General features: G+C 60.5%; 21 protein-coding genes. 6 read left to right on the top strand and 15 right to left on the bottom strand.

Annotation, left to right across the window (positions count from 1 at the left end):
• Positions 1–1,862: TonB-dependent receptor domain-containing protein (locus VMR39_RS20735; RefSeq protein WP_325418623.1), on the top strand; the 1,862-nt coding region annotated here is incomplete at its 5' end.
• A 211-nt stretch (positions 1,863–2,073) separates the two neighbouring features.
• Here VMR39_RS20735 and VMR39_RS20730 read toward each other — a convergent pair.
• On the bottom strand, positions 2,074–2,277 hold the full coding sequence (locus tag VMR39_RS20730; RefSeq protein ID WP_325418621.1) for a hypothetical protein: 204 nt from the start codon (positions 2,275–2,277) through the stop codon (positions 2,074–2,076).
• A gap of 86 nt (positions 2,278–2,363) precedes the next feature.
• Between VMR39_RS20730 and VMR39_RS20725 the strand changes: the two genes are divergently transcribed.
• Positions 2,364–2,684: a hypothetical protein gene (locus VMR39_RS20725; RefSeq protein ID WP_325418619.1), complete on the top strand. Its 321-nt coding sequence runs from the start codon at positions 2,364–2,366 to the stop codon at positions 2,682–2,684.
• On the top strand, positions 2,648–3,088 hold the full coding sequence (locus VMR39_RS20720; protein WP_325418617.1) for a molybdopterin dinucleotide binding domain-containing protein: 441 nt from the start codon (positions 2,648–2,650) through the stop codon (positions 3,086–3,088). The genes VMR39_RS20725 and VMR39_RS20720 overlap by 37 nt, the downstream gene beginning before the upstream one ends.
• A 292-nt stretch (positions 3,089–3,380) precedes the next feature.
• Here VMR39_RS20720 and VMR39_RS20715 read toward each other — a convergent pair whose 3' ends face one another.
• The 8 genes from VMR39_RS20715 to VMR39_RS20680 form a co-directional block, all read right to left on the bottom strand.
• Positions 3,381–6,047 carry a TonB-dependent receptor gene (locus tag VMR39_RS20715; protein WP_325418615.1) on the bottom strand — a complete coding sequence of 889 codons (2,667 nt, stop codon included), beginning with the start codon at positions 6,045–6,047 and terminating at the stop codon, positions 3,381–3,383.
• A gap of 237 nt (positions 6,048–6,284) precedes the next feature.
• Positions 6,285–6,551 carry a hypothetical protein gene (locus tag VMR39_RS20710; protein ID WP_325418613.1) on the bottom strand — a complete coding sequence of 89 codons (267 nt, stop codon included), beginning with the start codon at positions 6,549–6,551 and terminating at the stop codon, positions 6,285–6,287.
• Between the two features lie 188 nt (positions 6,552–6,739).
• Positions 6,740–7,756: a DUF2889 domain-containing protein gene (locus tag VMR39_RS20705; RefSeq protein ID WP_325418611.1), complete on the bottom strand. Its 1,017-nt coding sequence runs from the start codon at positions 7,754–7,756 to the stop codon at positions 6,740–6,742.
• 184 nt (positions 7,757–7,940) lie between these two features.
• Positions 7,941–9,290 carry an acyl-CoA dehydrogenase family protein gene (locus VMR39_RS20700; protein WP_325418609.1) on the bottom strand — a complete coding sequence of 450 codons (1,350 nt, stop codon included), beginning with the start codon at positions 9,288–9,290 and terminating at the stop codon, positions 7,941–7,943.
• A 138-nt stretch (positions 9,291–9,428) separates the two neighbouring features.
• A complete protein-coding gene (locus VMR39_RS20695; protein ID WP_325418607.1) occupies positions 9,429–10,754 on the bottom strand; it encodes an amidohydrolase family protein in 1,326 nt (441 codons plus the stop codon).
• Between the two features lie 97 nt (positions 10,755–10,851).
• Complete coding sequence (locus tag VMR39_RS20690) at positions 10,852–12,141, bottom strand: MFS transporter (RefSeq protein ID WP_325418605.1); 1,290 nt, start codon at positions 12,139–12,141, stop codon at positions 10,852–10,854.
• Between the two features lie 94 nt (positions 12,142–12,235).
• Positions 12,236–13,531 carry an amidohydrolase family protein gene (locus VMR39_RS20685; protein ID WP_325418603.1) on the bottom strand — a complete coding sequence of 432 codons (1,296 nt, stop codon included), beginning with the start codon at positions 13,529–13,531 and terminating at the stop codon, positions 12,236–12,238.
• Between the two features lie 121 nt (positions 13,532–13,652).
• Positions 13,653–14,537 (bottom strand): IclR family transcriptional regulator, encoded by an 885-nt coding sequence (locus VMR39_RS20680; RefSeq protein ID WP_325418601.1) that lies wholly within the window; start codon positions 14,535–14,537, stop codon positions 13,653–13,655.
• A 453-nt stretch (positions 14,538–14,990) separates the two neighbouring features.
• Here VMR39_RS20680 and VMR39_RS20675 point away from each other — a divergent pair, with 453 nt between their 5' ends.
• Genes VMR39_RS20675 through VMR39_RS20665 form a run of 3 tightly spaced genes read left to right on the top strand, consistent with a single transcriptional unit; the run spans position 14,991 to position 17,736 of the window.
• Complete coding sequence (locus tag VMR39_RS20675; protein ID WP_325418599.1) at positions 14,991–16,151, top strand: acyl-CoA dehydrogenase family protein; 1,161 nt, start codon at positions 14,991–14,993, stop codon at positions 16,149–16,151.
• A complete protein-coding gene (locus tag VMR39_RS20670; RefSeq protein WP_325418597.1) occupies positions 16,148–17,191 on the top strand; it encodes an acyl-CoA dehydrogenase family protein in 1,044 nt (347 codons plus the stop codon). Before VMR39_RS20675 ends, VMR39_RS20670 begins: the two co-directional genes overlap by 4 nt.
• Positions 17,191–17,736 (top strand): nuclear transport factor 2 family protein, encoded by a 546-nt coding sequence (locus VMR39_RS20665; RefSeq protein ID WP_325418595.1) that lies wholly within the window; start codon positions 17,191–17,193, stop codon positions 17,734–17,736. The genes VMR39_RS20670 and VMR39_RS20665 overlap by 1 nt, the downstream gene beginning before the upstream one ends.
• Here VMR39_RS20665 and VMR39_RS20660 read toward each other — a convergent pair.
• The 6 genes from VMR39_RS20660 to VMR39_RS20635 form a co-directional block, all read right to left on the bottom strand.
• A complete protein-coding gene (locus VMR39_RS20660) occupies positions 17,711–18,349 on the bottom strand; it encodes a TetR/AcrR family transcriptional regulator (protein WP_325418593.1) in 639 nt (212 codons plus the stop codon). The genes VMR39_RS20665 and VMR39_RS20660 overlap by 26 nt on opposite strands.
• Positions 18,350–18,422: 73 nt before the next feature.
• A complete protein-coding gene (locus VMR39_RS20655) occupies positions 18,423–18,842 on the bottom strand; it encodes a hypothetical protein (RefSeq protein WP_325418591.1) in 420 nt (139 codons plus the stop codon).
• A 14-nt stretch (positions 18,843–18,856) separates the two neighbouring features.
• Entirely contained in the window at positions 18,857–20,011 is a 1,155-nt protein-coding gene (locus VMR39_RS20650) for a thiolase (protein ID WP_325418589.1), read from the bottom strand.
• Positions 20,008–20,391 carry an OB-fold domain-containing protein gene (locus VMR39_RS20645; RefSeq protein ID WP_325418587.1) on the bottom strand — a complete coding sequence of 128 codons (384 nt, stop codon included), beginning with the start codon at positions 20,389–20,391 and terminating at the stop codon, positions 20,008–20,010. The genes VMR39_RS20650 and VMR39_RS20645 overlap by 4 nt, the downstream gene beginning before the upstream one ends.
• 10 nt (positions 20,392–20,401) lie before the next feature.
• Positions 20,402–22,513 carry an acetate--CoA ligase family protein gene (locus VMR39_RS20640; protein WP_325418585.1) on the bottom strand — a complete coding sequence of 704 codons (2,112 nt, stop codon included), beginning with the start codon at positions 22,511–22,513 and terminating at the stop codon, positions 20,402–20,404.
• Positions 22,514–22,614: 101 nt separating this feature from the next.
• Complete coding sequence (locus tag VMR39_RS20635) at positions 22,615–23,454, bottom strand: alpha/beta hydrolase (RefSeq protein ID WP_325418583.1); 840 nt, start codon at positions 23,452–23,454, stop codon at positions 22,615–22,617.
• Positions 23,455–23,460 lie beyond the last annotated feature (6 nt).

The following is a 23,460-nucleotide window of genomic DNA, read 5'->3' as shown; positions in this document are numbered from 1 at the left end:
CGCAATCCTATCGCGTGTCGCTGCTGCTGGAACCGACCGACTGGATCAGGAACGTCACCGTCGCCGACTACAGCAAGATCCGTGGTCAGGCGGACTTCGTCGCGGACAGCTTCGTCGGTGGCATCTACTCACGGACACCCGCCGAGATCCAGGCTTACCTATCCAATGGCGTAACCGATCCCAGCCGCCTGGCCTTCGCCAACATCTATGCCAACCAGATCATCCCGCAGCTGGCGCAGTGCCGCCTTCGGGGCATTGACGACCCGCGCTGCGACGTCAATGCCGCTGCAGCCGCCGCCAAGAATTCGGTCGGTGACCGGACCAGTTTCGTGACGCAGGATCCGTGGCTCGCCCGCTCGATCATCAAGGGCATATCCAATACCACCACGATCGATCTGAGCGAAAATCATCAGCTCAAGAACATTTTCGCGATCCGCACCAACGACAATTTCAGCAACACGACCCTGACCGGCCTGGCCACCCCGATCATCAACTCGGCTGCCCGGACGCGCCTGAAGCAAACGACTGAAGAGCTTCAGCTTTCCGGTTCCTTCTTCAAGGACGATCTGAAATATACGATCGGTGGCTTTCTCTACGATGAAAAGCCGAACGGGCGAGGCGGTTATCAGGCGCTGGAGGTCAACACCTTCTTCGGCCTGTCGCACAATCTGGCAACCACTTATCTGCACAACAAGAGCAAGGCGGTTTACGGACAATTCGACTATTCGCTGCATCAGCTTGTCGAGGGCCTGACCCTGACCGCCGGCGCGCGCCAGACCTGGGACGAGCAGTCAGCCTGCACGACCAACATGATCTTCAACCCTTTCGGCCCCGCGATGGTCGTGACCAGCGCGGGCAGCAAGGCGATACCGACCGAAGACGAATGCCGGGCAGGTGCCGGTACCAATGTGGGTGCGGCCCAGATGTTCGACACCGCAAAATTCAAGAAACTGACTTACACATTGGGCGCGAACTGGCAGATCAGCCCATCGTCGATGGTCTATGTCGCCCGTCGTCGTGGCTATCGCGCCGGTGGCTATAATACGCCGGTACTCGATCCTTTCCTCGCTGGATTGCAGACCTTTGCTCCGGAAGTTCTGGATGACTGGGAAGTCGGCACGAAGCTGCGCTTCCGTTCGGGCGGCATGAGCGGCACGCTTGATCTTGCCGCCTTCACCGGCAAGGACAGCGGCAACCAGCTACCGATTTCAACCAGTGGCCTTGCGGCCGGTGTCTGCGTCCCGTCAGCCCTGGGCACGGCCGGTCACACCACCTCCAACTGCACACTGGCCGGAACGCCCGGATCTCTGGTGATCGTGAACGGAGCGACCATGACGTCCAACGCGGGTACGCTGACCATCCGCGGCATCGAGGCGGCGGGCACACTGAGCCCCAACCCCTATGTCACGCTCAGCGGTAGCTTCTCCTACGTTCAGGTCAAAGTCGACAGCATTACCTTACCGTCTGAACTGCTTGCCTATCTGACAGCTGCCGGCCGACCCGAGCCGTCGGACATCCAAATACAGGGACAGCCCAAGTGGACGGCCAATGCCGGCATGAACTTGCGTTATCCCGACAAGGTTCTGGGCGGCGACCTGAGTGCCAGCCTCGACTTCCATTATACTGGTTCGACCCGGCAAGTGGAGCTGGCCATCCCCAGCTATCATCAGTTCGACCTGCGTGTGGGTCTCGACAATATAGGCGACACCGGCGTCAGCATCGCCGCCTATGTGAAGAACCTCACCAATGAGACGATTTATCAGGGCGGTGGGGCAACGTCGCTCTCTCTCGGCGTTCCCAGCTATATTCTGGGGGCGCCGCGGATCATCGGCATCCAGCTTCGCTACAATTTCGGGAACTGATATCGGATTGAAACTCGAAGAAGCTCCTGGAGGCTATCCTCCGGGGCTTCTATCCGGGCAATCCCCCAGATACGGACGGGCGCGTGGCCCCAATAGCAGCCGCGCAGCGCGCGCTTCAGCAGCTTGTCGTTGGGCAACCGTGGCAGGCTATCGACGAAATCGATACGGGCATTTATACCGCGCCAGCCGTTCCTGGCAGTAAGCGATCAATTCATGCGCCAGTGCATCCGCCCCGGTCGTCCCGCCACCCAGTTGCACCACCGCCTTCACCTCTTCGCATCGCTGGTCGGCAACACCCGAGCACCGCGATCTTGACGATATGGCCGACCTCGTCCGCAGTCAGATGCCAGTTGACCGGGGTGTAATAGAGCCCGGAGCGCTGCGCCGCCCAGGCGGCGTCGCGGACACGGACCATTCCCAGTCCAGCAACAGTACGCTGGTCGATATCTCATCCTCGTCCTCGACACGCCATGCGGCAATTATCTGCGGGCTGGTGACCGCATGAGCGATCCGGGCGTTCACCTGCCCGAACGGCAAGCCATCGCACAGGCGTCCCCACCACGGCCGTCGCATGATTTTGGCGAGCGCATACATGCCACCGGCTTTGCGGCATCGACGGCGATCGGCATGCCGACGGGCGTCCTCGCAGACGAAATGCTGCTGGAGGGTGAGAAACGGGTGCGGGCGCTCATCAGTTGCGCCGGCAATCTAGCCAATGCCTGGTCCGATCACGACAAGGCAGTCGCCGCAATTGAGTCGATCGAACTTCTGGTGCAGATTGATCCTTGGAGTCCGACACGGCGCGGCTGGCCGATTATGTGATCGCGCCCAAGCAGGCCTATGAAACGCCGACGTCGACTGTCAGGCGGGAACAGGCCGCCCGTTATGCCTTTCCCAGCAATGCCTACACCGAAACCTTCGCCCAATATCTCCCCGCTTTGCTGTTCCCGCCTGACGGGGCCGACCTGTCGATCGCTTCCGGCCAGTTGGCGGAACTGAAGTCCAGGCGTGGCCGCGTCCAGACTATCGCAGAAGGCGATGCGCATCTGCGACCCGGCACGATCTCGATCAGCCATGGTTTCGGTAGGCTGGGCGTTGATGACGATCCCAAGGTCGGTTTCAACATCAGTTGCCTGCTCGGCGCGGACGGCATGATCGAGCGCTATTCCGGTCAGCCGTTGATGAGCAACGTCCCACTCATGGTGCGAGCGGTGCCCAGCGCATGAAAGGTCGGCGATGATCAAGGACGAAAATCTGGTTCTGGGTGCAAGGTCGCGTCGCTGTCGTCACGGGACGCCCGGGAGCCTAAAGCCGATCTCCAGATCGGGTGCTATGGCATTCGCGGTTCCGGAGACCAACGGACATCGCCAACATGATCGCGATCTAAAAAGGGACGATCATACCAGGCCCTCAAAAGCCATCTCTCAGGCTTTGTCATTACCGTCGATTGCGCCGCTGATGGCAAAAGAAAAGGGGCGGCTCTCCTCAGTGCCGCCCCACTCCCCCGATCAGCACTGATCAACGGCCGAAGTTATATCGCACCGACAGGCCAATCGTCCGTGGATTGGCATGAATGAAGGACTGCGCGCCATTCGCATTGGGCGAGCTGGCCGACGTACCGTAATTATAATCCTCATTGAGAAGATTACGGCCCCATATCGACACATCGATGCCACTGCCACCGATATCGGCAAGCGTGATGCGACTGTCCACGGTGATGTAGGATTTGACGAACACCGTACTCAGCTGGAACTTGTCGGAATATTTGATATCGGTGTTCAGCGACAGATCACCACCCAACACTTTCGTCGGAATGTTGATGCTGACATTGCCATTCGCCGACCATTTGGGCTGCTGCTCCACGACAATCGTGGTGGGAACGCCGACATTGGCGGCTCTCAGCAGCGCCGACAGACCGGGGTCGAAGGAAATGCTGTTCACCTTGCTGTCGACATAGGAGAGACCGCCGCCTAGCGTAAATCCGTCTACCGGCGTGATCGTCCCGTCGACTTCGAAGCCGCGGATGGTGATGGTGCCCGCATTAACGATCGTGGTGGCGATCGGATAGCGCAGATTCACGCCCGGCGTTCCCACCGGATAGGCGACCTGCCGCGCGGCGGTAGTACAGTTGGAGGTACGCCCATCCGAACCGACCGCCTCGGGAATGCAGGTGCCGCCATTCAGGTTCGAGGTGCTGATCTGGATCTGCCGACCCTTGTCCTTGCCGGTGAAGGCCGCGACATTAAGGGTGCCGCGCACCTGCCCCGCACGCCAGCTCAACTTGGTGCCGACTTCGTAATCATCGAGTACTTCCGGCTGGAAGGTCTGGATGCCGGAGAAGAAACTATCCACCAGCGGCGTGTTATAGTTGCCACCGCGGTAGCCCCGACGCTTGACGGCATACACCATCACATCCCTGGCCAGCTTCCAGTTGAAACCCAGCGTGTAGGTCAGCTTCTTGAACGTGACCTTGGGCAGGACTTGCGCGTTGAAGGAGGTCGCGCCGGGAACCGAGATACTTCCCGTCTCGCACTCCCGCTCCGTGGGAATGATGTCCGAATTCGCATCCCTGACGACCAGCGGTTGCGTGGCGAAGGGAGTGATGGTCACGCCCACCGCGCAACCCTTGGTCGAATCCCATGTCTCGCGCGCACCCGCCGTAACCGTCAGGCCAGATATGAAGTCATCCAGCGAATAGTCGAACTGGCCGTAGAGCGCCTTGCTCTCATTCGTCAGATAAGTGACGTTCATACTGTGGGACAGGCCACCAAAGGCGCTGATCTCCAGCATCTGGTTGCCACCCGGGCCGTTGGGCGACTCCCTGTAGTAGAAACCGCCGACCGTGTATGTCAGGCGCTTGTCGAACAGGCTGCCGGAAAGCTGAAGTTCGTCCGAGATTTGCTTGAGCTCGATCTGGCTGGACGTATCGATGATCGGCACGGGCGAATTCTCGTTGTCACCCAGATTATAATTGCTCACCTCACGATAGCCGAAGATGTTCTTCAGCGTATGATCATCGCCGATATTGATAGTCGTGGTATTGGTTACGCCTTTGGCAATGATGCGCGTGGCCCATGGATCTACGGTAACATATTGAGTCCGCTTGTTATGATCGCCGAAATTCTGGTACAGGCGATAGTCGCACAGGAAGTTGTTGCCGCATTGGAACAGCCGCTGGACATTCTGCGCGAAGGCCGCTGCGCCTGCTGCGCCCAGACTGGGCGTCAGGTTCGCCTGGATGGTGGCTGGTGGCAGGAACACCAAACCGGGCGGGAAGGTGCCAAGCGAGGGACTGCTGAAGCCCTGGGGCCAGAAACGGTCGAACTGGCCGTTGTTCGTCCCGCGGATCTTGCTGTAATCGCCCACAGTGACGTTCTTTATCCAGTCGGTCGGCTCGAACAATATGGACAGGCGGTAGGACTGACCGGCATATTCGTCCAGATCATGCTTTGCCCTGCTCGCCGTACCGACCGTCGCGACCCGCGTCACGGGATCGAGCGTGTAGGGCGAAACCACATATGTCGTCGACGGACCGTCGTCATGGAAAACCTGCGCCGATGCGCGAACGGCAAGAACATCCTGGATGATGGGCACGTTGATCGCACCCTCGATCTGCCGGAAACCGCCGAACTTCTTGTTGCTATAACCCGCGACATCGCCCTTCACATAGCCATTGAAATCATGGGTCGGCGCCTTGGAATAAGTAAGGATAGCGCCGCCAATCGAGTTGCGGCCGAACAGCGTCCCCTGCGGCCCCTTCAAGACCTGGATATTCTCCATGTCATAGGTCTGCATCAGCGAGCCGTAAGTCGCCAGCGGGATGTCGTTGAAATAGGTTAGAACACCAGGGGACACGTTGCCCGTGACGCCGCGCGATTGGCCCCGGATCGTGATAAACGGATTGGCCTTCGCACCGCCGCCCGAAATGTTCAGCCCCGGCGTGATCTTCGTCAGGTCTGCCACAGACATGACGGTCTTCGTTTCGAGCTGATCGCCGGAAAAGGCACTGATCGAGATCGGCACGTCCGAGATCGCTTCCTCGCGCCGCCGCGCAGTAACGATTATGGCTTCGGTAGCCATATTGTCACTTTGTTCAGCGGACTGGTCGGCAGTTTGTGCGGATACCATTTGAGGCATCAGCGTCACCCAGACAGCAGCCGTCGACAACAGAACAAGCCTGTTCATTTACTCCTCCCCTAAAGAAGCCATTATTTCTTTATTATGATGCACACCCTTATGAGTGGTGTATTTTGGACTGTAGATGAGCAATGCAGGTCGATGCAATGGCCCTGTCGAAAATCGGGCGCCCCTTTTGCTCCAGTTACCTACATATCAGATACATGCACATTTGAAGAAGCTCCGCGACCTTCTCAGCGCTTTTCCGGGGAAAAGCATGGCATATTCCCCTATATTCGCGCGGCATCAGTTGGTTGCGAAGTAGCGCAGCCCCCCTCCAACCACGTCGATCCAGTCGCGCGGCTGCTTCCCGTCAATATCCCGAATGCCATATTTGCGGCCCAGTTCGGCGCTGACAACAGCCCCTCCTGACAGAGCCTTGCGCTCCGGATAGTCGAGCAAAGCTGCGATCAACAATTCCGTGAATTCGGGCGGATAGAACTCTGGAAGAATGCCTGAAGCTCCAGCGGAAAAAGTTGGTCCGGCACAGCCTTGCTCCCTCTGTGCGAACATAGCCCGGCCAGATCAATCCTCAATGAGGGCGTGCGCGACAGAAGAGGTCCGACCGCTTCAACCCGCCGCCTTCTATGAAAGGGATTGGTGATCGCCCGGCTGATCCGAGGCGATCATCTTCGGATGCACCGAAATCATGCTGCCGGCCAGCACTGGCCAACTGAGCGCAGGCCAGTACCGGCCGGTCGTCACCCCATAAGGGCCACACGCAGCGCAGCCGCCATTTGCGGCACTTCAGCCAGCGAACGCGCCATGTCGTTGAGGTGCGTGCATCCCTCTGTCCGCGCCAATCGCGCCAGCACCTCGTCGCGCAATTCCGCGAGCGGGGTACCGGCCAACCGGCCAATGTTAAGGATCGCCATCGGGCATTGATCATAGGGCAAAATGCGCGGGTCGGCCCGGATCGACAGCAATGTCATGCTATCAGCATCCGCCACCGCCTCCAGCATATATTCATGCACCGCGACGCGTTCGCCCGACGGCAACGGCGCGCTGTCCTGGAAATGCGCGCCGATCAGAATGCGCCCGCATCCGCCGTCGATCCGGACGTCGATCCGCCGCGCCCGACGCGCGGACACGCCCTGCTGCGGTGTCAATACATGCCATCCATGGGGATCGTCGACCACGTCCAGCGAATCCACATGACGGAAATTCTGGTCCGGACCGGGAACCCCATCGATCAGCGCCGGGGAGCCCGGCCGGAAACCGATGCAAACGCCCTCCATAGTGGGGCGGAGGGCTTTCGTTTCAGCATCCGATACTGGCTCCCGCCATTCCGGATCCCAGTGCGACCAAGCCCAGGCGGCCACCAGGCTGGACCCCGCAATATCGTCGAGCAGCAGATAAAGCGGCGTCCCCTGCGCGCGCTCCTGCGGCAGCGCGTCGTTGATCCCCCGCCGCAGTTGGCCACCGGCACGGGAACCCACCAAACCCACAATGTCCGCGCGCGGCGGTATGGCCGAAATTTCGAGGATCTGCCGCGTAGGCGTCAACCGAGCGGTGAAGCGGTCCTCCGCCAGCAGGGCCGGATGCCGGACATCATCCAGCGTCAGCAGATCGCGCGCCCGTCCCTGTTGCAGCATCGGGTTCCGCCGCCCTTCGGGCCAACTCGTGTCGATGGTCGATGTCCTGCGGATCGATCGACATGCGCGTGGTGGCGTGACCGGCGCCGGGCCGCTGACAATAGGCAAGCTGTTGTCACTCATGAAATCCCACAGTCTCCTCTATCGGTCGCGGCCTGTCCTGACCGTCGCCCTTTCCCCGTGTCCAGTTCAGCCGTGACGTCGCGCGATCCTTGCACGCAGCGGTCCATCGGGTCAGGCCCGTTCGCTCATGAAGGCCATGACATCATGCTTCTGATAGTCAATGCATGATGGCACTGCCTCCCGTTCACCTCACGGACATGGCCAGTTCGAACACCTGTGAATCGACATCGTCGCGCTCGCCCCACATCGCCACCGCCCGCTGGCGCTGATGCGGTGTATAGTCCACCGGAAAGCGCCCTTCATAAGCCGGATAGCGTTTGAGCACGTCGCGCCCGGCGAACATCTGATGCACCTCGGTAGGGCCGTCCGCCATGCCCATCGCCAGCACCCCGGACCACATGCGCGCGAGCGGCGTCTGGTTGGACACACCCAGCGACCCTAGCAGATGCATCGCCTTGAACACGATATTGTGCGATATCTGCGCGCAGGCCACCTTGCACGCTGCGATCCACGGCAGCGCTTCCTTTTCCATGTGATTGTCGAACATCCAGGCGGTGCGCAGCACGAGCATGCGGAACTGCTCCAACTCGATCCAGCATTGGCCGATATCGACCTGCACCAACTGTTTGCGGCCCAGCGCTTCCCCCTTGGTCACGCGACTGTTGGCGCGCGTGGCCATCATCTCGATCGCGCGGCGGCACATACCGATGACCCGCATGGCATGATGTATGCGCCCGCCGCCCAGCCGCGACTGCGCGACCATGAAGCCACCGCCGCGCGGCCCCAGTAGCGAATCCTTCGGCACGCGTACGTCGTGATAGCGGACATGGCCATGCGTCCCGTCCGGGAAGGGTTCGCCCGGCAGGCCCGGATTGCTGAGGATCGTGATGCCGGGCGTGTCGTGCGGGACGATCAGAATCGACATCTTGTTATAGGTCGGCGCGTCCGGATCGGTCACGCAGACGACGAGGTAGAATTCCGCATAGCGCGCGTTCGAGGAAAACCATTTCTCGCCGTTGATCACCCATTCGTCACCGTCCAGTTCGGCCTTGCAGGTGAACTGCGTCGGGTCCGATCCGCCCTCCACCTCCGTCATGGAGAAGCAGGAAACGATCTCGTTGGCGAGCAGGGGCTTCAAATACCGTTGCTTCTGATCGTCGGTACCGAACTTGGCGAGGATTTCCGAATTGCCGCTATCTGGCGCCTGGCAGCCGAATATGGTCGGTCCCCAATCGGTGCCGCCCAATATTTCGTTGAGGTGAAGCAGTTCCACGGTGCTCCAGCCCGGACCGCCCAGATGCGGGGGTAGATGAGCCGCCCAAAGCCCCTGATCCTTTACCTGCTGTTGCAGCGGCCGAACGATCCGCATCGCCTGCTCGTCGCGCGGATTCCAAGGCGCGCCATGTTCAGGGAACAACGCGTCGAGCGGCAAGATCTTGTCCGCCACAAATTCCTTCACCCAGTCGAGCTTTGCCGCGAACTCGGGGTTCAGCGTGAAATCGATCATCGTGCCTGACACCTTCCAGCTGGGCATATGGCGCGCTCTGCGCCGTCGCCATTTCACTAGACACATGTCCAGCCAAATTAAGTTTGTCCAGACGAATCCATCGCACAGGAGCGATGCTTTTCTAACATCCATAAAGCGCGGGGACCGGCCTGCGCTCCGCAAACATCAAGCCGTTTCGAGCATGCCATCCTCCTGCGCCACGGCCCCGAACATCCGCAGGATATCGCCGGACGTGACGGGGCGCGGTTCTTCGCCATTCGCCAACGGCGCCGGGCCGCCGAAGGAACGGGGGCTTATATCGACATCGCGCGCATGCTCTCGCAGCGCACCAACGGAGCATTTGTCGCGACCTCCCATAATTCCGATCGCATCATAACCGAAGAAACGCAGGGCGTTCTGATAGCCGATCTTGTCGATCTGCGCGTCGGTCAGATGCTTGACCGTCTCATGAAAACGCTCCGGTGCTTTGGGCCACAGGCAGTCTGAATGCGGATAGTCGCATTCATAGGCGATCAGATCCTCTCCGATAGACTGGATGTTCTGTAAACCGAAGGCATCGTCGATGAAGCAGGTCATGAAATGCTTGCGGAACAGCTCACTCGGCCGCAGCCCGCCATATTCGGAATGGGTCCAGGCGCTATGATGATCGAAGGTGAAGTCAGCACGCTCAAGAAAATAAGGAATCCAGCCGATACCACCCTCGGACAGGCAAACCTTCAGGTCATAGTCGCGCAGCGCCTTCAGGTTAAGCCAGTCGGCAGTCGAATTGGCAATCGCCATCGGCATGGTGGCGATCCACGCGTCGATCGATGTTTCCATCGATGCATGCGGCGCAGGCGAACCCGACCCGATATGGTTGCTGATGACGATGCCATTGTTGGCCAGCGCCTTCCACATCGGCTTGTAGACATCTTTGTGGATGCTGGGCAGGCCGTGAAAGGTAGGATTGTCGCACATAGTGATGGTACGTACGCCCTTTCGCGCGGCGCGCTCGATTTCTCTAGCGGCCTCCTCCGGATTCCAGAAAGGGACGATGGCGACCGGAATATTGCGGCCCGGATATTTGCCGCACCATTCGTCGATATGCCAGTCATTATAGGCCTGCAACATACGCAGCCCAACTTTGGGATCGCTATAGTGCATGAAGCGGTTGCCATCGAAGCCGACGACAGATGGGAAGTTGATCGACGACAGGATGCCGTTCACATTCATGTCGTCGATGCGCGCGTCAATATTGTAGGTACCCGATCGCATCTGGCTGAACGCGACCGGTTCGCAGCCATATTCTTCCTTCGGACGACCGACTACTGCATTCAAGCCGATCGCGCCTGCCCGCTTGCCGTCGAATATCCAATAATCCATGCCATCGGCATCCTGCGCCATCGATGGCGCCTTGTCCTTCCATTCCAACGGTAGATGGTTGGCATACATGTCCATGGGTTCGACGATATGATCGTCGACGCTCACCATGACCATATCCTCGAGTTTCATGGCATCCTTCCCTTCTGCGGTTTATTGATAAATTACATTATGTCAGTCTTTGGATCGAATGCAAGCATGGCCCAGTCAGACAGCGGACGTTGTCAGGTCAGTCGTTCGACGCGAAGCCCGCAGTGCGATTGCGGTTGATGGCCCGGGCGATCAGCAACTGGCCCGTTATGGCTAGCAAGATGACGGGGATAAGCGCGAGTAGCCCGAGGCCAAGCGCGCCCGCGCCGTGGGTCGATTTGAAAGCATCGCTCACCACACCGACATAGAGAGGCCCCAAACCTGCCCCAACGAGATTATTGGCCAGCAGATAGATGGAACCGAAGAGCGTCACCTGCCTCGGCGGAGCATAAGCCTGCACAATCGCGATGGCCGGTGCCAGGAAAGTGCCGGCCATGCACAGTGGAACCGTCCAGAGCAGCAGCGAGACACTCCAGCGATCTGCCACGATCGCCATGATCATGAAGGGAATCGCAATCAGCAGGCTGCCCGCCGGGACGAAAGCATAAGCGAGCGGCGTACGGCGCCCCAGCCCGTCCGCCATAACGCCGCCTAGCCAGAGGCCAAGGCCGAAAGAGACCGAGAAACAGACAGAATACCATATGCTGATGTCGAGCAAGTTCATGCCCTTGACCCGCATCATGAAGGAAGGAAGCCAGGAAATGAGCGCGTGACTGGTGCAGGAGGTCAGCCCCGCGAAGAGGAAGCACAACCGCAAGACCGGATGCCGCAGGAAACCGCGAAAGGACGCCAGCAGCGCCGGGGCCTCAGCCGAGTCGAAAGATATTTCAGGCGCCGGTTCGCGTACCAGCAGAAATAGGGCGAGGGCAGCGATCAGTCCCGGCAGGCTGACGGCAATCAGCCCGGCACGCCAGCCGAAATAGGATGCGACCCAAGCGGAAAGCGCCACGCCGATGAACGCCGATACCGGCGAAGCCACATGGAAAAGGCCAAGCGCTGCGCCGCGGCGCTGTGGTGGAAATTTCGCCGCGATCAGCGCATAGGAGGGCGCAGTACCGCCCGCCTCCCCGATCGCAACGCCGATGCGCGCAATTGCGAGATGCGCGAAACTCGCCGAGAGCGCGCCCGCCATCGAACAGACCGACCAGACGACGCACGCTACCGAAATGGTCAATACCCGCCCCATCCGATCGGCGATCCAGCCCACCGGTACGCCGAAAATCGTGTAGAAGAACGCGAAAGCCAGCCCGGTCAGCAGACCCAACTCAGTGTCGTTCAGGTCGAGATCCTTACGAATCGGTTCCGCCAGGAAGGCGACGATGTTCCGGTCCATCGTATTGCACATGTAGATCAGGAACAGGATAGCGAGCACCGGATAAGGGCGCTGAAAATAGGCCTGCAATCCCGTCTGTCCCTTTCGGTACAACATGCCTGCTTCCCAAATCCATCACGCAAGCCACGAAAAAGACGGCCGGGCACCGGACCCGGCCGCCTATGAAAGGCGCGTCAGGAGAGAACCCGCCTCAACGCTTGCCCTCAAGCAGGCCTTTAAGGTTGGAACTCATAAACATCTCCTGCTCGGCAGAGGTAAAGTTCTTGACCTCATTGATATAGTCGAGCGGCAACTGGAGGCCCTCGGGATGAGGCCAGTCGCTACCGAACAATATCCGACTTGCTGATATATATTGCTTCAAATCATCCAGATCTTCTTCATAATAAGGTGCTACATAGACGCATTCCTGGAAGGTTTCGACCGGATCGCGCGTGAAGCTCTTTGGCATTTGACCATAGGCACGGCGCAGCATGTGCATCAAATGCGGTACCCAGATCGACCCATTCTCTGCCGAAACCCAGCGAATATTGGGAAAGCGGGTCATCACGCCATGTGCAATCAACGCGGAGATCATGTCGGAAATCGCCCGGCCCTGGCTGTCGATGCATGCCTTGAGCGGGTCCGACCGGTCGAACGCCAGCATTTCCTTCGAACCGCTGGTGCCCCACCAGCGATAGATCTGATCATAGCCCGAATCCGACACATGCAGTACGACGAAGATCTTGGCTTCGTTCACCTTCGCCCAGAATTTGTCGAATTCCGGTAAACCAGGCGAACGTGGCCCGAACAGACCTGGAACGGGCGCGGGGCGGATGAGGACATGGCGCGCGCCATGCTGAAGTGCCCAGTCCAGTTCCTGGCAGGCGAGATCAACATCGGCCAGCGAAATATAGGCACAAGGAAACAGACGATCCTGATAATTGAAAGTCCAGTCGTCCGCGACCCAGGCGTTTAGCGAATGGACACACGCCGCCATCAACTCGATATTGGTTCCCATATGCCCTTCGATCACCGAAGCAAGCGTCGGAAAGATCAGTTGCGCATGCACGCCCTGCTCATCGAGCAGGTTAAGACGCGTTTCGGGGTTGGAGAATTCCGACTGATAGGCAAGCGCGTCACCGGTCAGCTCACGCAGAGTCTTGCCGTCCCAATTCTCGCTACGGTACCAGATTTCGTGGGAACCAGGTGCGGCCACCACGTCGAAAGTTGGGTTGGGAATATATTCGCTGATATAGCCGTTAATTGCCAGCTTCGTGCGACCTTCGACCTGCACATACTGGAAATCCTTGTGGAACTTCTTTGGCAGATGTCGGCGGAATGCATCCGCTGTTTCGTAATAATGACCATCAGCATCATAGACGGGATAACCGAGTTTGCGAACTTCCTTTACCCGATCCATAACAGTCTTCACTGCCATGACATTCTCCTTATATTTCACAATCTGTCCCGACAACAGGCGGAGGCGTGCGGCAATCGCCCACACCATTCAAATCGGATTTGGCTTCACGGGATCCTTAACGTCGGCAAGCCCACAAGCCGATCCTGAATGGTAAATCATCACATTCATGCCGCACGCACACCATCGCGCACCATGGCCCCGATCGTACCTAAGCGGCGCGCATGCGAGCGCGCATGATAGCCAGCGGCAGCGGATCAGTCACCAATTCCATCTGGGACGCCACCTGACGCATTTGCGGGCCGAAATGACGCTCGATCTGATTACGCAGGGCCTGGGCAAGGAAGTCTTCTCGCTGGCGCATGACTTCGCTGATACCGCCGATCCCGATGATCATCTGCGGCTGGCCAACCACGCGCGGCAGCGCCGCTGCGATCATGCCACCTCCGCGCGTCACCATGTCGCAGGTAAAGGCGTAGCCTTTCTGCCGGATCACCGCAACCTTCTCCAGCACTTCGCGCACTTTGATCAGCGGCTCGCCGTCAGCCGCCTCGGCGTTGACCCGCATGACGATGCGTGTGATTTCCGCATCGGTCATCGTCGCCAGCACGGCATAGCCGGACCCGGAACCAGCCAGCGGCCGGGCCGTGCCCAGAGTCATGTGCAGCCGCGCCGGGCTTGTTGCCTGAATAACGTGGATATACTGCACATGCTGGCCGTTACGCATGCCCAGGACGACCGTGTCGTGAGTCTGTTCGTTCAATTCTTTCATCATGGAAATGATAGTGCCTTCTGCAAAGAAGGGCGCATTGACCCAACTACCCAGAAGAGCCACACGACTGGAGGTGATGTAGGTCCGGCTATATGCGTCGTAATTGAGATAGCCCATTGTTACCAGGCTACGCAGCAGCGCGGACGTACTTGACTGCGGATAGCCAAGAGCGTCGGCAATTTCCATTACCGTAGATTGGCGCTGGAGGTCGTCAAAATATTCCAGGATTTCCAAAACACGGCCAGCGGATTTCACCAGTTTTGATTCGATGGGAAATTTCGCGCTGATACGATCACGTAGAGCATCTGCCTTGCGTCGTCCCATGATCCTTCTCCCGACTCCATTTTCTGACACTTCGTCAGAAAATGGATCATCACAATCATGATGTCCAGAAAAATCTGGCACTATTATTCAGGCCATTGATATACTTTGATAATATGATCTTCCTATACCTGTGTTGGCGATCGCTTTCCAACCGGCACGTCGTTGCCTTACCCTCCGGCCGGCATCCGGAACACATATGCGTTCACGCCGCGTCATCGCGATCGCGACCGGCCTGGTCTCCACGCCCAGGACGGCACAAGTTCGTCTGGCCAATATTGCAGGGCGAAGATGGGGCTCCGATACCGACGGAACCGGGTATGGCAACAGAACCGTGATGAGTGGGCCGCAGCCGTTGCGTCGTACCGATGCAAGGCCCTAGCACGGCATATCACGACATTATCCAGGATTGATGATGATTTCTTCCTTCGCCGCCATCCATGATTGGAGGCGGACATGACGGCAGCCAACCTTCATTTGGCGCTACCCAAACTGACTCCCGAAGCGGAAACGCTGAGGCAGGATGTCCGCACTTTCATCGCGGAGGAACGCGCCTTCGGCCGCCTGCCTCCACCCCGGCGCATCGGCTTGGGCTTCGACAAGGCGATGACGAAGCGGATCGCGCAGAAGGGCTGGATCGGATTGACATGGCCGAGGCAATATGGCGGGCAGGAGCGATCGGCGCTCGAACGCTACGTCATGAACGAGGAATTGCTGGCGGCCGCCGTACCGGTCGGCGCACATTGGATCGCGGACCGGCAGTCCGGCCCAGTGTTACTGAAGTTTGGCACAGACAAACAGCGCCAATTCTATCTTCCCCTCATTGCGTCGGGCGACCTGACCTTCAGCATCGGCATGAGCGAGCCGGAATCGGGATCGGACCTCGCCTCACTCAGGACCAGGGCAGAGAAGGTAGTGGGCGGATGGCGCATCAACGGGCGCAAGATCTGGACGACCAACGCACATCACGCCCAGTATATGATCGTGCTGGCGCGCACCTCCACGGTCGAAGGATCGCGCCACGAAGGGTTCAGCCAGTTCATCGTCGACATGACGACGCCGGGCCTCACCATCAGCCCGATCGTCTCCATGGCGCTGGAACATGATTTCAACGAAGTGCTGTTCGAGGATGTATTCGTCCCCGAAGAGGCGCTGATCGGCCGCGAGGGCAATGGCTGGAATCAGGTCTCGGCAGAACTGGCCTATGAACGTTCCGGCCCGGAGCGCTGGTTGTCGAGTTTCCGCCTGATCAGCGAACTGGTCGACGTGCTTGGTCCTGATGTCCGCCCCGGCACGCTCGAAGACTTGGGCAGGCTGATCTCGCACCTTCTTTCGCTGCGACAACTCAGCATGTCGGTCGCGAGCATGATCCAGCAGGGTAAATCGCCAAATATGGAAGCCTCGATCGTCAAGGATCTGGGTACCAAATTCGAGCAGGAGGCGGTGCGCGTCGTGCGCAACATCGTCAGCGCCGATGATCTGGTATCGAGCGGCCGGGCAGAGCGGCTGAAAGCGCTGCTGATCCACGCCCAGCAATATGCGCCGGCCTTCACGATCCGTGGCGGCACCAACGAAATCCTGCGCGGCATCATTGCCAGGGGAATTGGCCTCAGATGAGCGAGAATCGAAGCTTTTTCAAGGATACCGTGGAGCGCATCCTGACGGATACGCTGGACAAGACGGATATCGACGCAGCGGAAGAACGTCGCCTGCCGGCAGGGCTTTACGACGCACTGATCGAAAACGGCATCACGCTGATGCTGGTTTCCGAAGAACAGGGCGGCATCGGTGCAAGCGTGGCCGACGCCGCCGTCATCCTGCGCGCGGCAGGGGCAGCCGCGGCGCCCGGACCGCTGCTAGAAACGATGCTGGGCCAGGCGCTGCTGGCTCAGGCCGGACTTGATCCTGCCGACGGCCTGCTCAGCCTTGCCTTTGTTGATGGGCTTGCCCTGCCGGGCGAGGGCGAGACGGCATGGACCGATGCGATACTCTACGACGTCGTCTGGCCCGAAGCGGTCGGCCATGTCCTGATCGTCGCCCGGACGGACGACGGCGCCCGCCTGATCGTCACCAGCGCATCAGACTGGACCGTCGCGCCAGGAACGGACGCGGCGGGAGAACCGCGCGACACGTTGACGGCGGCTTCGATCGCGGTCATGTCCAAACGCCTGCACGATTATGACGCACTGCTGCGGACCGCCGCGATCCTGCGCGCTGCGCAAATGCTGGGCGCGATCGACTGGTCCTTTCGCCGCAGCGTCGAATATACAAGCGAGCGCAAACAGTTCGGTCGCGAGATCGGCAAGTTCCAGGCGATCCAGCAAATGCTGGCTGAATTGGCCGACCATGTCCTGGCCTCCGCCGGAATCACTGATGCGGCAGCAGAAGGACTGAATGCCACCCTGATCGCCGCCGCGCGCTCGCGGCTGGCAGACGCGGCTGATGCGACGATCACGATCGCACATCAGGTGCATGGAGCCATCGGCTTCAGCCTGGAATATGCGCTGAACGCGCGGACCCGGCGGTTGATGGCATGGCGCGACGATTTCGGTAGCGTGCCCTATTGGCGCCGAACGCTGGCGCAGGGCTTTGCCGGGCTCTCGCGGGAGGCCTTCTGGCCAGCGGTGTCCGACGCCGGATTGCCGACGGCGGCCTGATGGATGCCTCCTGGTCAGCGGAGCGGCTGTCGGACCGCCTGCAAATCCAGGAGGTGCTGCATCGCTATTGCGCCGCGATCGATCGCATCCAGCCGGATGCGTTGATGGCCAATGTCTTCCATGCCGACGCGACGATCGACAAGAGCGGCGCGCCCGTTGCAGTGGCAACGTTCGTCGCCGTCGCGGCGCGCCATTCGGGTGTGCCCAGCACATCGCACATGATGAGCAATTTCTTCATCGACTTCTTCGACCATGACAGCGCTTTCATGGAAAGTTGGTGCCTCGCGTTGGAACGCCATCCGTCATCCGGACCGGAAAACCGCACCGTCGACCGGATTTACCGCGTCCGCTATGGCGACCGCTTCGAACGACGGAGCGACGGCCGCTGGCGTATCGGGGCACGAACCTTCGTGCTGGATCATGTTCTGAGTGTCGCGACCGATTTCACACTGGACCAGCCGGATGAAGGGCACTTCCGGGGGCAGCGCGACGCAGGCGACCCGATCATCCGGATGCGCGTCAGGCTGGGCCTGCCGCCGGCGTGAACAGCAGCGACAATATATCGATCTCGCCCTGACGCAGATCGTCCTTGTCGGCATCTTCAGCCTTATATTGGGTGGCATTGGAACGCGCCGCCAGGCGCTCCATCGCGAGATAGATCACCACGGCGCGGGAAACCGAGGCAGCCCGCGTCAGCCTGTCGGGCTGCGCTGCCTGTATCCGGTCGGCCATTGCATAGACCACCGGCATCGTCGCTTCCTGACGCAATCGCAGGAACGTCCTGTTGCCGCTGTCAGCGATGTAATTACGGGCGCTCAATATAGAGCGATGGCGGTCCCAATAGGCGGCATGGGCATCGATCAGGTTCCGGCTCAACGTTTCGGGCGCCGTGCTCTGGGAAGCGCTCCGCAAAAGCGCCACCAACTCGTCCACATCGGCGGCGGCCTCCTCAGCCAGCACACAAAGGATTTCATCTATATCCTTGAAATAGAGATAGAAGCTTTGAGAGGCCATGGACGCTGCCCGGGCGATCCTGCTCGCACTCAGCTTGTGGACGGGCTCTGTCGCGAGCAGGGATAGGACAGCGTCCATCAACTTGCGCCGGCTCTCCTCGCCCTTGCGTCCCAGAGCCTGTCCCTGCTTGTTCGTCCGCTTCATCCGCCTTCATTCCCCCAACGGATGGTGATGCGCTGAGGTCGCCGCCCAAGTCAACCGGATGGTGACGGCAAATTCAGGGAATACGGCGCCAGATTTCGCGATAGGGAAATTCGCCCAGTTCCTCAACATGGTGCAGACCCCAGACGCTCAAGATATCGCCGTCCAATCGCCAGGTTTCACAACCTATAGTCTTGCCGTCCGGGCGACGGTTCGTATCGCCGCCGAAATTGTCGCCAAGTAGATAGAAGGCGATATTGGTTAGCAGCGCGCCATTATGGACAAAGGTGATCGGCCGCATCACGCCATCCATCGCGCCATCATATTGCCAAGTCGCTTCCATACCGTCGTAGAAGCGGATATCGCATTCCATCCAGAGCGACAGGCCATTGGCCCTTACCCGGGTCTCCAGTGCGTGAAAGGCATGCTGCGGATTCTTGTGATAGCTCTGGTCTTCCAAAAGCTGCCAGCGCCCGGTCCAGCTATCGATATGCATTCCCCAGTCTCCTTTTAAAGAGTTTCTTCCGTTCCCCAGATCGTCACCGCCTGACTGGACAGCACGCCGCCATTGCCGTGCGACAAGGCAAGCTTCGCGTCCTTCACCTGACGCTCGCCAGCGTCACCACGCAACTGCGTGGCCGCCTCTACCATGGTGAACAAGCCGTACATGCCTGGATGCACGCAGGACAGGCCGCCGCCGTTGGTGTTAACGGGCAGAAGGCCCCCCGGCGCGATCGCTCCATCGGCGACAAAGCGGCCGCCTTCGCCCTTGGGGCAGAAGCCCATATCCTCCAGGAACAGGATCGTGTTGATCGTGAACGCGTCGTACAGTTCGACCACGTCGATGTCGGCGGGCGTGACGCCTGCCTGCGCGAAGGCCCGCGGCGCGGCCTCTGACGCGGCGGTGACGGTCAGGTCGTCAAGCGCGGAAATATTGCGATGCCATGTCGCATCTGCCGCGCCCAGCAGATAGATGGGCTTCTGCTTCAAGTCACGCGCACGGTCGGCACGGGTCATCACCACGGCGGCCGCCCCGTCGGTAATGAGACAGCAATCGCGTACAGTCAGCGGGTCCGACACCATCCGCGCGCTTAGCACGTCCTCGATCGTCAACTGATCGCGAGAGAAGGCTTCGGGATTGCGCTGCGCCCAACGCCGGGCCGCCACGGCGACTTCGGCCAGTTGCTCGCGAGTAGTGCCATATTGGTGCATGTGCCGCTGCGCCGCGAGGGCATAGGCGGTGGTGGGATTGCGCGGCTTGTATACCGCCTCATAGGGAAAGGGCGTGCCGCCGCTGCGCACCAGCCCGCCCGCGCCCGATCGCTGATTACTGCCATAGCATATCAGCACGGCGTCGCAGAGTCCGGCGTCAAGCGCCAGGGCAGCCCACATCGTCTGAATCTGAAAGGCTGACCCGCCCGTCCGGGTGGTTTCCACCATCCTGGGACGAATGCCGAGATATTCGGGCACGCTCATCGCACTGAACGGGTCCTCCGGCAGTGTCGAAAAAACCCCGTCAATATCAGCGACGGCCAGACCCGCATCGGCGATGGCCGCTAGCGCCGCCTTCGCGAGCAACTCCATCGCGGAATAACCTGGCCTGGAATCGATCCCTGCCACCGCCGCACCGACGATCGCGGTCCGTCCTCTGGGGAAACCGCTCATGCTGCCTTTTCCCCGCAGGGGACGAACAGGACGGCGGGCACGCCGTCCAACTCGCCCACATGCGCTCTCACCCTCATGCCGATCGCGACGGCGGCGGGATCGCAGTCCACCAACCGGCTCATCATCCGCACGCCCTCCGCCAGATCGATGAGCGCGATGACATAGTCCATGGCAGGCGGCTTGTTGCGGATGATGGTGGAGGAATAGACGCTTCCCTCCCCAGACGCTTCTACCCATATCAAGTCGGCAAGGCCGGTGCCCGGCTGGGCGATGCGCGGGAAGAAGACAGGCGCGCCGGTCGAGACCGAGCGCTGGATCATGAAGCGACCCTCGGCCAGGAAGGCCGCATATTCCGCCTCGGCATGCACGACGTGCGTCATCCAATGGCCCTCAATGATGTCCGCCGCCTGTCTTACCGTCGGGACCGATGGCAACCGCCAGCACATCAACGGCGACGACGCCCTCCCCCTCCGGATAGACAAAAACGGGATTGAAATCGATCTGCTCGATGCCGGTCTCGGTTCGGGCAAGCTCGGCCACGCGCGACACCAGCGCGGCGAGCGCGTCGATATCGGCGGGCTTCTGCCCACGAACGCCCTTCAGGATCGGCGCGGTCTTGAGGCTCAAGATCAACCGTTTCGCTTCTTCGGGCGAGATGGGCGGCGGCGCGAACACCACGTCCTTCAGCACCTCAAGATAGATGCCGCCCGATCCCAGCATGACCAGCGGCCCGAAATCGGCGTCGTGGATGACGCCGATCACCAGTTCATGCCCCTTGGGCATCATTTTCTGGATCAGCACGCCCTCGATCCGCGCGGCGGGATCATAGGCCTTGGCATTGGCGATGATCTCGTCGAACGCGCCTTCCACATCTCCCGCCCGAACGCCCAGCTTCACGCCGCCCGCCTCGGTCTTGTGGGAGATGTCAGGGGACTGGATCTTGAGTACCACAGGAAAGCCCATCACGGCCGCATCGCGCGCGGCGCTGTTCCGGTCGATGGCAAGCGCGGTCGGCGGCACCGGGATGGCATAGGCCTTGACGAGCGCGCTCGTATCCGCCTCATCCAATACGCCGGACTTCAGCTTCTCAAGCTTGGGTGAATCCGCAGGTGCCACGGCTGGGCGCTTCTTCCAGTCTGCCTGGAACGCCGCATAGCGCCCGATACCTTTCAGCGCCGCCGCGCAACCGGTATAACTGTGAAAACCCTGCCCGCCCAGTTCCGCCAGCGCTGCCATATTCTCCGCGATCGGTTGGATGTGGGAGGTAAAGAGGATCGGCTTCCTCGCTTTGCGGAATACCGGCTCTAATATCTCGCCCAGGTTCGCGATGCGGCCAGGCGTATGCAGGCCGATATTGACAATGAAGGCGTCCAGTTCATCGCTATCCTGCACCCGTTCCAGCACACGCACCAGCGGCACGCCGCCCAATTCCACAGCATTGGCGGTGACGTCGACCGGGTTCGCGGTGGAACCGAATTCCGGAATCCATTCAGACAGATCCTTTTGCAGCCCATCGCTCAGTACCGGCACGTCTAGACCGGAGGTGCCGCAAAGATCCGCCGCCCAGGCCCCGGCTCCGCCCGATGTCGAAATGACGCCGACACTGTTGACCGGCACATGCGGGAAACGGGCAAGCGCCGCCGCGACCGAGAGCATCTGTTCCTGATCGAACACGCGGATGATGCCATAGCGCTCGAAGATCGCGTCATAGGCCGTGTCTGCGCCAGTCAGGTGCGCCGTATGGGAGACGGCCGCTCGCTGTCCCGCCTCCGATCGGCCGACCTTCATGATGACGATAGGCACGCCCTTGTCCGCCGCTTTGCTGGCGACTTCGGCGAAACGGCCGGGCAACTTCAGCCCTTCGATGAACATGAGGATGACGCCGCTCTTCCCCTCGTCGAGCAGATGATCGACGAAATCCAGGCTTTCCAGATCGCCTTCATTGCCTGTCGTGACCACGGCATGAAAATCGAGATTCTCAGCAAGACCTCGGCCGAATAGCGCGAAGCCCAGCCCCCCGCTCTGCGACACGATAGACACCTTGCGGCCGGGACGCGGCGCCGCCCTCCCCGCGCTCAACGCCGCGTCCGCCACGGCGGCGAAGGTGGCGGCGGCTCCGTCGAGCGAGACATAGCCCTCACAATTCGGCCCCATATAGCGCAGCCCGCTATCACCGATCGCATCGGCCAGCTCAGTCATGTCGACGCCGGAAGACAGGATCACCGCCGCCTTGGCGCCCGCCGCAACGGCTTCGCGGATCACGCCCGGCACGGTCGGCCCCGGCGTCGCGATCAGCACCAGTTCGGCGCCGCCGGGAATGTCGGTCAGGCTGGCATAGGCCTCTTGCCCCTGGATGATTCCGGCCTTCGGATGAACGGGATGAACCGGGCCCTTGTGCGCGCTGCCCAGCGCGATCTTGAGCAGTTTGCCGCGCAGCTTCGTCGGATCGTTGGCGGCGCCGACAACGGCGATGCTGCTGGGGGTAAAGAAACTGTCAAGCACGGCATTATCCCATTTATATGGTGGTTCGCCCTGCTTTCAGGTGAGGCCGGAACTGACAAGTCGGCCGGTTCAACACATCACATACGCACTCAACCTCGGCGCTATAGACCGGTTCGATCGAGAAAGCGCAGCAACGAATCCGCGAAGACGTCATTCTGGTCGCCAACGATCATATGGCGGGCGCCGGCAATGACCTCGACCTGCAATTGAGGGATGAGCGTGCGGAGCGCAGCCACCCCTTCTGCATCGACCACCTCGCTCAATTCACACCAGGCCAGCAGCGTGGGCACTTTTATTTGGGGCGCCATCGCTTCGAGATAGTCGGACCCGGCACCCATGCCGATCCTGTGGCGCGGATCGCGATAGTTCCCGTCCCAGTGCCAGTGCCAGCGACCCGCATCATCCTGCCGCATGTTGCGGCGCAGCCGGTCGCCCGCGCCGGGCGCCACAGCTTCGCCCCGTGCCGCCGCGATCTTCTCCGCCGCATCATCCGGAGAGGCAAATCCACCGATCTGCATCTGCATCGATCCGGCGACCGTCGAAATGCCCTGCGGTCGGGACCGCGGCACGGCGTCCACCATCACCAGTGCCGCAGCAAGATCCATTCCCTTCTGCGCAGCCGCGGCCAGACAGATCTTGCCGCCCAGCGAATTGCCCGCCAGCACCATCGGCCGCCCGACGGCACGCACCACCTCGGCCACATCCGCTACTTGCCGGGGATAGGAATAGTCACCGTCAGGCGCCCTGTCGCTTTCGCCGTGGCCGCGAAAATCGAGAGTGATCGCTCGGCGCCCCCTGCCGGCGATGCGTTGCGCGGCGCGGCGCCAGCTGTGCCGGGTTTGCCCCATGCCGCCGATCAGCAGCACGGGTATGCCCTCGTCCGGCCCGAACAGGTCGGCGGCGAGCCGCTGCCCATCGCCGCCGGTAAACCATTCCGTCACCGCGCC

Source organism: Sphingobium sp. (assembly GCF_035511395.1).
In the GTDB taxonomy this organism is placed as follows: domain Bacteria; phylum Pseudomonadota; class Alphaproteobacteria; order Sphingomonadales; family Sphingomonadaceae; genus Sphingobium.
Note: the sequence above shows the minus strand (reverse complement) of the source record. Positions and strands in the feature narration are given on the sequence as shown.

What these genes read in the sequence shown, in the direction of transcription:
- VMR39_RS20710 (WP_325418613.1), bottom strand. Translation starts at nt 6,551, where the DNA reads ATGTTCGCACAGAGGGAGCAAGGCTGTGCCGGACCAACTTTTTCCGCT.
- VMR39_RS20660 (WP_325418593.1), bottom strand. Translation starts at nt 18,349, where the DNA reads ATGAAGCGGACGAACAAGCAGGGACAGGCTCTGGGACGCAAGGGCGAG.
- VMR39_RS20655 (WP_325418591.1), bottom strand. Translation starts at nt 18,842, where the DNA reads ATGCATATCGATAGCTGGACCGGGCGCTGGCAGCTTTTGGAAGACCAG.
- VMR39_RS20715 (WP_325418615.1), bottom strand. Translation starts at nt 6,047, where the DNA reads ATGAACAGGCTTGTTCTGTTGTCGACGGCTGCTGTCTGGGTGACGCTG.
- VMR39_RS20670 (WP_325418597.1), top strand. Translation starts at nt 16,148, where the DNA reads ATGAGCGAGAATCGAAGCTTTTTCAAGGATACCGTGGAGCGCATCCTG.
- VMR39_RS20675 (WP_325418599.1), top strand. Translation starts at nt 14,991, where the DNA reads ATGACGGCAGCCAACCTTCATTTGGCGCTACCCAAACTGACTCCCGAA.
- VMR39_RS20730 (WP_325418621.1), bottom strand. Translation starts at nt 2,277, where the DNA reads ATGGTCCGTGTCCGCGACGCCGCCTGGGCGGCGCAGCGCTCCGGGCTC.
- VMR39_RS20700 (WP_325418609.1), bottom strand. Translation starts at nt 9,290, where the DNA reads ATGCCCAGCTGGAAGGTGTCAGGCACGATGATCGATTTCACGCTGAAC.
- VMR39_RS20690 (WP_325418605.1), bottom strand. Translation starts at nt 12,141, where the DNA reads ATGTTGTACCGAAAGGGACAGACGGGATTGCAGGCCTATTTTCAGCGC.
- VMR39_RS20695 (WP_325418607.1), bottom strand. Translation starts at nt 10,754, where the DNA reads ATGAAACTCGAGGATATGGTCATGGTGAGCGTCGACGATCATATCGTC.
- VMR39_RS20645 (WP_325418587.1), bottom strand. Translation starts at nt 20,391, where the DNA reads ATGACGCACGTCGTGCATGCCGAGGCGGAATATGCGGCCTTCCTGGCC.
- VMR39_RS20705 (WP_325418611.1), bottom strand. Translation starts at nt 7,756, where the DNA reads ATGAGTGACAACAGCTTGCCTATTGTCAGCGGCCCGGCGCCGGTCACG.
- VMR39_RS20665 (WP_325418595.1), top strand. Translation starts at nt 17,191, where the DNA reads ATGGATGCCTCCTGGTCAGCGGAGCGGCTGTCGGACCGCCTGCAAATC.
- VMR39_RS20725 (WP_325418619.1), top strand. Translation starts at nt 2,364, where the DNA reads ATGAGCGATCCGGGCGTTCACCTGCCCGAACGGCAAGCCATCGCACAG.
- VMR39_RS20650 (WP_325418589.1), bottom strand. Translation starts at nt 20,011, where the DNA reads ATGAGCGGTTTCCCCAGAGGACGGACCGCGATCGTCGGTGCGGCGGTG.
- VMR39_RS20685 (WP_325418603.1), bottom strand. Translation starts at nt 13,531, where the DNA reads ATGGTGTGGGCGATTGCCGCACGCCTCCGCCTGTTGTCGGGACAGATT.
- VMR39_RS20680 (WP_325418601.1), bottom strand. Translation starts at nt 14,537, where the DNA reads ATGGGACGACGCAAGGCAGATGCTCTACGTGATCGTATCAGCGCGAAA.